This window comes from Mycobacterium kyorinense (assembly GCF_002101735.1).
Classification (GTDB): Bacteria; Actinomycetota; Actinomycetes; order Mycobacteriales; family Mycobacteriaceae; genus Mycobacterium; species Mycobacterium kyorinense.
In genome coordinates this window covers 45,235-56,100 of sequence record NZ_LQPE01000020.1, presented here as the reverse complement: position 1 = coordinate 56,100, position 10,866 = coordinate 45,235, and the positions used below count along the sequence as shown (strand labels likewise).

The following is a 10,866-nucleotide window of genomic DNA, read 5'->3' as shown; positions in this document are numbered from 1 at the left end:
GCCCACGGCCAAAAGGTGCAAACCGCCGGCTCCAACATGGCCAGCACCGACTCCGCCGTCGGCTCCAGCTGGGCCTAGACCCCACAGCCCAACAGTGGCCCGCACACCCCCCGGTGTGCGGGCCACACCACGTTCAGGGGCTACCCGGCCATCGGCGAGTGCGGCAGCACGCTGGATCGCAATCCGATCGACCGGACGGCGCCGTCTGCTTCCCGCCCCGCCATGCTCGGGAAGGTGACCCTGGGCATGCCGGACGCGCCGGTCGTAGATACCGCCGGGGCGGCACCGAGGTTGGCGCCGGGCAACGGCATCGCGCTGGCCGGTGCGATCGATCCCGCCCAGCTCTGCGGCACCGAGAGCCCGCCGAGCGACGCGGCCTGGCCGATGCTGGCCGAGGCGCCGGCGCCGCCCAAACCGCCCAGGTGACCCGCGCCGCCCAGCCCCGCCCCCAGCGGCGCCAAGCCACCCAGGCCGCCCAGCGGCCCCAATCCGCCGGACTCGGTCAGTTCGTCGGCGCCCAGGAAGTCCAGGCCCACACCGAGCACGTCCAGGCCGACGCCGCCGCCGTCCAAGCCGACGAGGCCCACGCCGTCCATTTCGAGGCCGACGGTGTCCTCGATCAGACCCAGCGATTCGCTGCCGCCGAACGCGCCGGCCAGGCCTGACAGCGCGCCGCCGCCAAGATCGGCGGTCTTGCTTGCACCCTTGATGGCCCCCTTGCCCGACGCGCCCGTCAGGCCCGTGAGTGCGCTTGCCGGGGCGGAGGCCGCGGACGTCGCCGCCGACGTCCCGGTGCCCATCACCATCTGCGACATCCCGGTCCCCGACCCGGTGGGCGACGCCAGGCTCTGCAGTGTCTGGGGCACCGCCGACAGCGACGACGTGATGGTCTGCGCGTGGGTGCCCGCCGAGCTGCCGGCGGACTGGGCCACCGCGGCCGACTGTCCCGCCAGCCCCGCCGGGTTGGTGTTGTGCGGCGCCGGGGTGAACGGCGCGAGCGTCGACGCGGCGGCCGAACTGGCGGCGTAGCCGTACATCGCCGCGGCGTCCTGCGCCCACATCTCGCCGTAGTGCGCCTCGGTGGCCATGATCGCCGGGGTGTTCTGGCCGAGGAAGTTGGTGGCGACCAAGGCCATCAGCTGGGCGCGGTTGGCGGCGATCACCGGGGGCGGCACGGTCATCGCGAACGCGGCCTCATAGGCGCAGACCGCTGCCCTGGCCTGGTTGGCCACCTGCTCGCACTGGGCCCCGGTCGCGCTCAGCCAGGCCGCGTACGGTGCGGCGGCCGCGCCCATGGCCTGCGATGCCGGCCCCTGCCACGGCCCGGTGGTCAGCCCGGTGACCACCGACTGATACGACGTCGCGGCGGAGTGCAGTTCGCTTGCGAGCCCGTCCCAGCCCGCCGCGGCCGCCAGCATTGGGCCGGGACCCGCGCCGGCGTACATGCGTGCGGAGTTGATTTCTGGCGGTAAGGCTCCAAAATCCATCGCGTCCTGCCCTTCGTTTGTTAGCTGGCTCACTCAGATTCGGGCCGCGTTGGCGGCCTCGGTGGCCGCATACGAACCCGCACTGGTCGCCAACGTGCTCACGAACTGCTGGTGAACCGCCGCCGCCTGGGCACTGATCGCCTGATACCTGCCGGCATGCGCGGCGAACTGCGCGGCGGTCAAGGCAGACACCTCGTCCGCGGCCGCCGGGACGACGCCGCCGGTCGGTCCCGCTGCCGCGGCGTTACCGGCGACCATCGCCGAGCCGATGCCGGTCAGATCGCCGGCCGCTGCGGCCAGCAGCTCCGGATGCGTCGTCACAAATGCGAAAGTCATTGACTTCTCCTAACTTCCCGTACCCGAACCCGCGCCACTGTCTGGGCATCCGACGTCGACACATCGTGTTGCGGCGGCCGGGGCGCAAACTTTGGCCGCAGAGTCGTTCAAGCACAAGCACTTTCAGACTTGCACCTCTTTGGTGCAGCGCCACTGCAGATCAACGGCTAAGCATCACAATATTTTTCGAGCAAACACCGCATCAAGCCGGCTGATGAGATACATAGAAAACGCATATCTGGCCGTGTCCGGCGCCACCTCGGGCGATGCCCGCAACATTTGAGAACGATATGAACTCCGTGACAGAGCGATGTGCGCCCGGGAAAATGTAGGAATATGACGGCTGTGTCGGGTTACGGGTCTGGTTACGCGCGCGAACAGCGGCCACGCCAGGCCATCCTTGGCCAGCTTCCCCGGATCAACCGGGCCGACGGCTCGCCAATCCGGGTTTTGCTGGTCGACGACGAGCCGGCACTGACCAACCTGGTCAAGATGGCGCTGCACTACGAGGGCTGGGTCGTCGACGTCGCGCACAACGGCCGCGAGGCCGTCGCCAAGTTCGACAAGGTCGGCCCCGACGTGCTGGTGCTCGACATCATGCTGCCCGACATGGACGGGCTGCAGATACTGCAGCGGGTGCGCGAATCGGACACCTACACCCCCACGCTGTTTCTCACCGCCCGCGACTCGGTGATGGATCGGGTCACCGGCTTGACCGCGGGCGCCGACGACTACATGACCAAGCCGTTCAGCCTCGAAGAACTGGTGGCCCGGCTGCGGGGACTGCTCCGCCGCTCGAATCATCTGGCGCCCCCGGCTGAGGAGGAACTGCGAGTCGGCGACCTCACCCTCGACGGCGCCAGCCGTGAAGTCACCCGCGGCGGCACCCCGCTGTCGTTGACGTCGACGGAGTTCGAGTTGCTGCGCTTCTTGATGCGCAACCCGCGCCGGGCGCTGACCCGCACCGAAATACTGGACCGGGTGTGGAACTATGACTTCGCCGGGCGCACCAGCATCGTCGATCTCTACATCTCGTATCTGCGGAAGAAGATCGACGCCGGCCGGGAACCGATGATCCACACCGTGCGAGGTGTCGGATACATGCTGCGACCGCCGGAATGACCCGGCGCAAAGCGCCGTGGTGGCCGCGATCCCTGCGCCGGCAGCTGGTGCTGGGTGTCTGCGCGGTGGTCTGCGTGGTCCTGGTGGCGGTCGACGTGGTATCGGTGCTGAGCCTACGCGCGTACGTCACCACGATGAACGACGCCGAAGTCGCCGAATCCCTGCAGGCACTGGAGCATTCGTATACCCGCTACCGCACCGGCGAAAGTTCGCATAGCGCCTTGCCCATCGAGCAGGCGATGCTGGAGTTCACCGGGCAGACGCCGGGCAACCTCATCGCGGTGCTGCACGACGGCGTGGTGGTGGGCTCGGCGGTGTTCTCCGAGGGCGAGCCGCAACCCGCTGCGCCCGACGTGGTCCGGGCCATCCAAACGCGGTCGTGGACCGACGGGCCGCCGCGCACCGAAGTGCTGGGCAGCCTGGGCTCCTATCGGGTGGACAGCCGGGCGGCCGGGCCGGACCGCTTGCTGGTCGGGGTTTCGCTGCAGCTGGCGAACCGGACTATCGCCCGCCGAACAGTCACCGCCACAGCGCTTTTGGTGGCTGCGCTGCTGCTGACGGCGGCGCTCACGATTACGGTCGTCGGGTATGCGCTGCGTCCGCTGCGCCGCGTCGCGGCGACCGCCGCCGAGGTCGCCAGCATGCCGCTGGTGGGCGACGAGCACCGGATCACCACGCGGGTGCGGCCCGACGACACCGACCCCGACAACGAGGTCGGCATCGTCGGGCACACGTTGAATCGGTTGCTGGACAACGTCGACAGTGCGCTGGCACACCGCGCCGAATCCGACCGCCGGATGCGGCAATTCCTCACCGACGCCAGCCACGAGCTGCGCACCCCGCTGGCCGCGATTCAAGGCTATGCCGAACTCACCCGTCAGGACAGCTCGGCGCTGCCGCCGACGACGGAATATGCGCTGGCCCGAATCGAGTCCGAGGCATTGCGGATGACCTCGCTTGTCGACGAGCTGCTGCTGCTGTCCCGGTTGGGTGAAGGCGAGGATCTCGACACCGAGGACGTCGATTTGGCCGACGTAGTGATCAACGCGGTCAACGACGCGGCGGTGGCGGCGCCGACCCACAAGTGGGTCACCGACCTGCCCGACGACCCGGTGTGGGTGCGCGGCGACCGCGACCGGCTGCACCAACTGGTCAGCAACCTGCTGAGCAACGCGCACGTGCATACCCCGCCGGGGGTTACGGTCACGACCGCGATCTCGCGCCACCCGGCCGGCGAGGACGGGCCGTACACGGAGCTGACCGTCACCGACGACGGTCCCGACATCGAGCCGGATCTGCTGCCGCGCCTGTTCGAGCGTTTCGTGCGCGGCGACGCGTCGCGATCCAACGCGTCGGGCAACGGATTGGGCTTGGCCATCGTCGCCTCGATCGTCAAAGCACACCACGGCTCGGTCACCGCGGAGTCGACTGGGGGGCAAACGGTGTTCCGGGTGCGTTTCCCGCTGATCGAGCAGCCGGTCAAATAATCGCGAGCTTGGAGGCTGCGTAAAGGTTGCTGACAGGCCGTTAAGAAAGCGTTAACGACGAGCGGCCTGCGCCCACCGCGCTTACCTTCATTGCAGATCCTCACCGTCGAGGGCTACATCGCAATGCCCGCATACGGTCGGCGGCCGATCCGATCGGCCGGTCGCCAAGGGCACAATTGGAGAGGCCACCGACCGTGGGAATGACATCATCGGCTGGGCAGCAGGCGATCCCACTGTCCGTTGTCGACCTGTGCAAACGCGCTTTCCTGGGCAGGCCGCTCATCAACGAGCACCTCCAATCGGAGAGCTTGTCCAATACCGTTGCACTCGGCGCGCTTTCGCCGGATGCCATCTCCTCGACCGTCTACGGACCCGAACAGATCATGGTCGAGTTGCTTCCGGCTGCCGGGCTGGCCGCGTTCGTGTTGGTGCTTCCGATCGCCGGTGTCATCCTGGTGATTCTGGCACTGGTGGCCGGATCCTATCGGCAGGTCGTAATGGCCTACACCCAGCGAGGCGGCTCCTACGTGGTCGCGCGGAGCAACTTCGGGCCTCGGGTGGCGCAGCTCTCGGCTGCCGCGCTGCTGATCGACTACGTGGTCACCGTGGCGGTGCAGTGCGCGTCCGGCACTTTCGCGGTGGTGTCGGCGGTACCGAGGCTGGGCCCCTACCACCTGGAAATCACGGTGGCTGCGTTGCTCATCATTTCCTACGCCAACCTGCGCGGAATGCGGGAAGCGGGGCGGATATTCGCCGTCCCCGTCTACTCGTTCATCGCCATGCTCACCGTGATGATCGTGACCGGTGTGGTTCGCGAAATCTTCTGGGGCTTACCGCAATACGATGCCGAGCACATTCCCGGAGCGGTGCCGGTGCACCAGGGCAGCGGGCTGGTGATGGGTGCGACGATTCTGGTGTTGCTGCGCGCATTCGCCAACGGTGGCACCTCGCTGACCGGAGTGGAAGCGATCGCCGACGCGGTCAACGTCTTCCGTAAGCCGCAGGGCCCCAACGCTCGTCGGGTCCTCACCACAATGGCCTGCATTCTCGGCTTCTTGCTGGTCGGCGTCATCTACCTGGTGCACGCCACGCATGCCACCCCCTACGTCGCCGAATATCCCTCGATGCTTTCCGAAGTCGGTCGCGCCGTTTTCGGCCAAGGGCTGATCGGAAACGCCATGTACTTGCTGTTGCAGGCGGCGAGCGCGGCCATCCTGTTTTTCGGTGCGAACACCAGTTTCAACGGCTTTCCGGCGCTCACCAGTTTCGTTGCCGAAGACAGCTTTCTGCCGCGGCCACTGACCAAACGGGGGCATCGTCTGGTGTTCTCCAACGCCATCATCGCGCTGACCGCGCTGGCGCTGACACTGTTACTGGCGACCGGAGGCTCGGTCGACGCGATCGTGCCGCTTTTCGCGATGGGCGTGTTCACCGGCTTCTCGATGGCGGGCTACGGCATGACCAAGCACCATCTCACCCACCGAGAACCCGGCTGGCGACACAAGCTGGCGGTCAATCTGGCCGCGGGCATCTTGTCGACGATCGTGGTGGGCATCTTCGCGGTGGCCAAGTTCACCGAGGGAGCCTGGCTGGTCGTGGTGGTCTTCCCGCTGCTGGTTTTCGCACTGATGCGGCTCAACCGGCAATATCGGGCCGAGGCCTCCGTTCTGCAGACGTCGCGTACCGAGCCACCCGAGTTCGCCAGGCACGCCCGGCATCGCGTGTTCGTATTCGTGGATTCGATTGACCTCGCCGAGGTCGAGGCACTGCGCTACGGGAAGGGGCTGCTCGCCGACGAGCTGGTCGCCGTCCACTTCGCGGTGGACCCGGCGCATGCCGCTCGGCTGCAACGGCGCTGGCAGCGCTTCGACCACGACACTCGGCTGCGGGTGGTCGAATGCCCGGATCGTCACCTCAGCCGGGCCGCTCACGAGCTGGTCCTGCAAACGCTGGAGGACCATCCCGGCTCCAAGGTGACAGTGCTGTTGCCACGGCGGACGTTTTCGCCGCTGCTCGGCCGGCTGCTTCACGACCGCACCGCGGACAAGATGGCCAAGGTCATCAGTCGAATCCCCGGCGCGAGTGCGCAGATCGTGCCGTACGACATCAAGTCCCGGCTCGCCCAGGCGACACCGGCGGCGAGGCGCGGTATCCCGTCTGATGACGGCCGAAGCCCCGACGGGCCGATGTCGATCGTCGAACCGACACCAATAGCGGTCGAGCAACCCTAGGAGGTGATGCGATGTGACCACATCCAACGACGGGCGGGCTGTCCCACTGTCATTTACCGACGTGTGTAAGCGGATCTTTCTCGGTAAGCCGCTAACCAGTGAGCAGCTGGAATCGGAGCGGCTCTCGAATCCGGTTGCGCTCGGCGCGATTTCACCTGACGCGATCTCGTCGACCGCCTACGGACCCGAGCAGGTGATGATCGCACTGCTGCCCCGTGCCGGAATGGCGGCGTTCACCCTGTTGCTTCCGATCATCGGTGTGGTCCTGCTGATTCTGGCGTTCGTGACCGCATCGTATCGGCAGGTTGTCACGGCCTATGCCCAACCCGGCGGCTCGTACGTGGTCGCACGGGAGAACTTCGGTCCCCGCATCGCGCAGATAGCCACCGCCGCGCTGTTGATCGACTACGTGGTGACTGTCGCGGTGCAAACCGCGGCCGGGACCGTTGCGGTGGTGTCGGCGGTACCCGTGCTGCGGCCCTACAGCTTGGAAATAGCGGTGGTCTCGGTGGTCCTCATCTGTTATGCGAACCTGCGCGGGTTGCGGCAGTCGGGCCGGGCATTCGCGATCACGACATACTCCTTCGTGGTAATGATCACGCTGACGATCGTGACTGGCCTGGTTCGTGAAATCTTCTGGGGTTTACCGAAATACGATCCGCAGAACATCGTCGGAGCGGTGCCTGTTCATCAAGGCAGCGGGTTGGTGATGGGCGCGACGATCCTGGTGTTGCTGCGAGGGTTTGCCAATGGTGGCTCCTCGCTGACCGGAGTCGAGGCGATCTCCAACACAGTCAACGTCTTTCGCGAGCCGCAAGGTGCCAACGCGCGGCGCGTGCTGACCGTGATGGCCGGCATTCTCGGGTTCTTGTTGGTGGGCGTGGCCTGGCTCACCTACGCCACCCGCGCCACTCCGTATGTTGCCGAATACCCCTCGATGCTTTCCGAGATCGCTCGTGCGGTTTTCGGCAGCGGCACCGTCGGCAACGTGCTCTACCTCCTCGTCCAGGCAGCCAGCGCGGCGATCCTGTTCACCGGCGCGAACACCGGCTTCGGCGGTTTCCCCGCATTGGCCAGTTTCGTTGCCGAGGACCGGTTTCTGCCGCGGCCGCTGACAAAGCGGGGCCACCGCCTGGTGTTCTCCAACGGCCTCATGACGCTGGCCGTGCTGGCGGTGGCGCTGCTGCTGGTAACGGGCGGCTCCGTGCACGAACTGGTTCCGCTGTTCGCAATCGGCGTGTTCACCGGTTTCGCGATGGCCGGATACGGCATGACCAAACATCACTTCAGCCACCGAGGACCACACTGGCGGCGCGACGCCGCGATCAACCTGACCGCGGGCATCTTGTCGACGCTGGTGGTGGCGATCTTCGTGGTGGCCAGGTTTACTCAGGGAGCCTGGCTGGTGGTCGTCGTGTTCCCCGTGCTGGTGTTCGCGCTGATGCGGCTCAACCGGCAATACCGCACCGAGGCATCGGTTCTCGAGATGTCGCGCACCGAGCCGCCGGAGTTTGCCAGGCATGCACGGCTTCGAGTATTCGTCTTCGTCGACTCGATCGACCTCGCCGAGATCGAGACGCTGCGCTACGCAAAGGGATTGCACGCCGCGGAGCTGGCCGCGGTGCACTTCGTGGTGGACGGAGCGCATGCCGCCGAGCTGCAGGAGCGCTGGCAGCGCTTCGATCACGACACCCGGCTGCAGGTCGTGGATTGCCCGGACCGCCATCTCAGCCGGGCCGCGCAAGAGCTGGTCCTGCAGGTGATCGACGAGCATCCGGGTTCCAAGGTGACCGTACTGCTGCCGCGCCGAACGTTTTCGCCCCTGCTGGGCCGGCTGCTTCACGACCGCACCGCGGACAAAATGGCCAAGGCCATCAGCCGGGTCCCGGATGCGACCGCGATAATCGTGCCCTACGACGTGGCGGCTCGGATCGCCCGGACCGACTCCGAGGGTTATGCCAACCTGCGCGGGTTGCGGCAGTCGTTACGACCGGCCTAGCCGCCGGTCGCCGCAATTCAAGCCCAGGCGAAATAGCGCAGCACGAGGTACCCGGCGCACAGCACCAGCGAGACGGCGCTGACCACCGCCCCCTTGCGGGTGAACTCCCAAAACGAGATGGGACTGCCTGCGCGCTGGGCGATTCCGATGACGACCACATTCGCGCTTGCACCGACCGCAGTGAGGTTGCCGCCGAGATCGGTGCCCAAGGCCAATGCCCACCACAGCACAGCGGAGTTGAGATGCGGATGAATGGATGACATCAGCTCACCGACGATCGGTGTCATGGTCGCGGCATACGGCACGTTGTTGACGAAGCCACTGGCGACGAAGGACACCACCAGGATCAGCATCGTCGTCACCAATGCATTGCCACCGGTCGCTTGGCCGGCCAACTTGGCCAACTGCCCGATCACCCCGGTTTTCACCAGCGCACCGACCATGACGAACAGCCCGGAGAAGAACAGCAGCGTCTCCCATTCCACGCTCTGCAGATAGAATTCCCTTGTCAGACCGGAGATTACGATCAGAACACCGGCACCCACCATCGCCACCAGCGATGGTTCCATGTGGATTGCCTTGTGCGCGACGAACCCGGCGAACACCGCGACCAGCACGGCCCCGCATTTGATCAGCAACTGGTGATCATGGATGGCTTCGCGCTCGTCCAAGGCCATGACGTCGGCGACCCGTTCGCCGTCGACTGTGAATGCGCCCGGGAACAAGCGCGGGAGCAGCGCCGTGAGGGCGACCATCAGGATGACGACGATCGGTGCCAGGTGAATCAGGAAGTCGTTGAAGCTCACCCCACCCCGGTCGGCGATGATGATGTTGGGCGGATCGCCGACCAACGTGGCGGTGCCACCGATGTTCGACGAAAACGCCTCGGCCATAAGGAATGGGGCCGGGCTGATCTGGAGCCGGTCACACACCAGCAGGGTGACGGGCGCGATCAGCAGCACCGTGGTGACGTTGTCCAGCATGGCCGACGCAACCGCGGTGACGGTCATCAACAAGATCATGATGCGCAGCGGTGAGCCGTTGGCGCGCTTGGCCGCCCAGATCGCCACGTATTCGAAGACGCCGGTTTGGCGCACCACGCTGACAATGATCATCATGCCCAGCAGCAAAAAGATGACGTCCCAATCGATCCCGGTCTCCCGGGAGAAGAACACCTCGTCGGAGTTGATCACCGGCAAGATGACGACGAAGACCGCGCCGCCCAGCGCTACCAGTGTCTTGTTGACGCGGTCGCTGGCGATCAACGCGTAGGCGATGACGAAGATCGCGGTCGCGACAACCGCATACAGGTTCACGTCCGGGCCTGCCGCTTCGGGCGCTCGCGACTCTGCGCGCCGCGCGGCTTGCGGGCGATCAAGATTTGAGCACCGCAGCCAGCAGGCGTGACGCGGTGATCACGCCCAGCAATTTGCCGCCCTTGGTGACCGGGATCAGCGGACTTCGCAGCCGTGCCATTACCGCGGCCACCTCGATGATCGTGTCGTCGAAGTTGGCCGGCGGCACGTCGGAAAGGTGCGCGGGCAGCATGTCGCCGACCGTCTTACCTTCCAGCCTCTCCGCGATGTGGTCGGCCATCGATTCCTCGAGCACGCCCGACAACAAGGGGTCGTCCTGTACGTAACCCGGCACGATGAAGCGAACCACCTGAGAGGCCGGCAGCACCGCGTACGGACTGCCGGAGGCGTCGACGACCAAAACTCCGGGCAGGCGTTGCTGCGCGAGCATCCGGACAGCCTCGAGCGCGGCGGAGTCGGTGGTCAAAACCGGGAACTCCTCGGCCATGTCCTCGGCACGCATAGGGCGAACGGTACTACCGCGGCAGGGCGCACGCAGCGCAGCCGGTACGCGCGGCGAGCTCCGTGAGCCAGGCCGTAAGCGGGGCAGCACGACCCGTAAAGAAAGCGTTAAGGGCTGCTGCTCTGGATACCGAACGGGCTTAGCGTCATTGCAGCCCTCATCCCCCGAGGGCCCAGTAGGTGCTGCGCAGCCGACCGAGCACGACTCGGGTAGTGAAACGGAGATGGTGTGTCTGTGGTGGTCTATCTGCTGCTGACGGTGGCGGTCTTCGCCGTGCTCGGCATGGTGCTGAAGCTGGTCGAGGGGCTGTGAGCCCCGCCAACGCTATCGGCCTCGCACTGGCCGTCATCATCGCGCTGTTACTGGTTGCGGCCCTGCTCTTTCCG

At 66.2% G+C, this 10,866-nt stretch carries 7 protein-coding genes and 2 pseudogenes; 5 read left to right on the top strand and 4 right to left on the bottom strand.

From position 1 onward, the window contains the following. Positions 1 to 78 (top strand): annotated as a pseudogene (locus tag AWC14_RS04190) (type VII secretion protein EsxI); the annotation flags it as partial. 62 nt (positions 79 to 140) lie between these two features. On the opposite strand, the gene AWC14_RS04185 reads toward AWC14_RS04190, so the two are convergent. Both AWC14_RS04185 and AWC14_RS04180 read right to left on the bottom strand, forming a co-directional pair. Then, entirely contained in the window at positions 141 to 1,487 is a 1,347-nt protein-coding gene (locus tag AWC14_RS04185; RefSeq protein ID WP_045375166.1) for a PPE family protein, read from the bottom strand. A 33-nt stretch (positions 1,488 to 1,520) separates the two neighbouring features. Then, entirely contained in the window at positions 1,521 to 1,823 is a 303-nt protein-coding gene (locus tag AWC14_RS04180; RefSeq protein WP_045375079.1) for a PE family protein, read from the bottom strand. A gap of 336 nt (positions 1,824 to 2,159) precedes the next feature. Here AWC14_RS04180 and AWC14_RS04175 point away from each other — a divergent pair, with 336 nt between their 5' ends. The 4 genes and pseudogenes from AWC14_RS04175 to AWC14_RS04160 all read left to right on the top strand — a co-directional run bounded on the left by AWC14_RS04175 (position 2,160) and on the right by AWC14_RS04160 (position 8,662). Continuing rightward, a complete protein-coding gene (locus AWC14_RS04175) occupies positions 2,160 to 2,945 on the top strand; it encodes a response regulator transcription factor (RefSeq protein ID WP_057003422.1) in 786 nt (261 codons plus the stop codon). Then, positions 2,942 to 4,432, top strand: coding sequence for a sensor histidine kinase (locus tag AWC14_RS04170; protein WP_045375082.1), 1,491 nt, complete (start codon positions 2,942 to 2,944; stop codon positions 4,430 to 4,432). The genes AWC14_RS04175 and AWC14_RS04170 overlap by 4 nt, the downstream gene beginning before the upstream one ends. 200 nt (positions 4,433 to 4,632) lie before the next feature. Then, positions 4,633 to 6,567, top strand: a pseudogene (locus AWC14_RS04165) (APC family permease); the annotation flags it as partial. A gap of 109 nt (positions 6,568 to 6,676) precedes the next feature. After that, positions 6,677 to 8,662 carry an APC family permease gene (locus AWC14_RS04160; RefSeq protein ID WP_081968006.1) on the top strand — a complete coding sequence of 662 codons (1,986 nt, stop codon included), beginning with the start codon at positions 6,677 to 6,679 and terminating at the stop codon, positions 8,660 to 8,662. 17 nt (positions 8,663 to 8,679) lie between these two features. On the opposite strand, the gene AWC14_RS04155 is transcribed toward AWC14_RS04160, so the two are convergent. Together AWC14_RS04155 and AWC14_RS04150 are read right to left on the bottom strand one after the other, a co-directional pair. Beyond that, positions 8,680 to 9,972, bottom strand: coding sequence for an ArsB/NhaD family transporter (locus AWC14_RS04155; protein WP_045375172.1), 1,293 nt, complete (start codon positions 9,970 to 9,972; stop codon positions 8,680 to 8,682). A 64-nt stretch (positions 9,973 to 10,036) separates the two neighbouring features. Beyond that, on the bottom strand, positions 10,037 to 10,480 hold the full coding sequence (locus AWC14_RS04150; protein ID WP_045375084.1) for a CBS domain-containing protein: 444 nt from the start codon (positions 10,478 to 10,480) through the stop codon (positions 10,037 to 10,039). Positions 10,481 to 10,866 lie beyond the last annotated feature (386 nt).

Bases quoted from the DNA above. Each gene is read 5' to 3' on its own strand.
- AWC14_RS04185 (WP_045375166.1), bottom strand. From the start codon at position 1,487: ATGGATTTTGGAGCCTTACCGCCAGAAATCAACTCCGCACGCATGTAC.
- AWC14_RS04180 (WP_045375079.1), bottom strand. From the start codon at position 1,823: ATGACTTTCGCATTTGTGACGACGCATCCGGAGCTGCTGGCCGCAGCG.
- AWC14_RS04170 (WP_045375082.1), top strand. From the start codon at position 2,942: ATGACCCGGCGCAAAGCGCCGTGGTGGCCGCGATCCCTGCGCCGGCAG.
- AWC14_RS04175 (WP_057003422.1), top strand. From the start codon at position 2,160: ATGACGGCTGTGTCGGGTTACGGGTCTGGTTACGCGCGCGAACAGCGG.
- AWC14_RS04150 (WP_045375084.1), bottom strand. From the start codon at position 10,480: ATGCGTGCCGAGGACATGGCCGAGGAGTTCCCGGTTTTGACCACCGAC.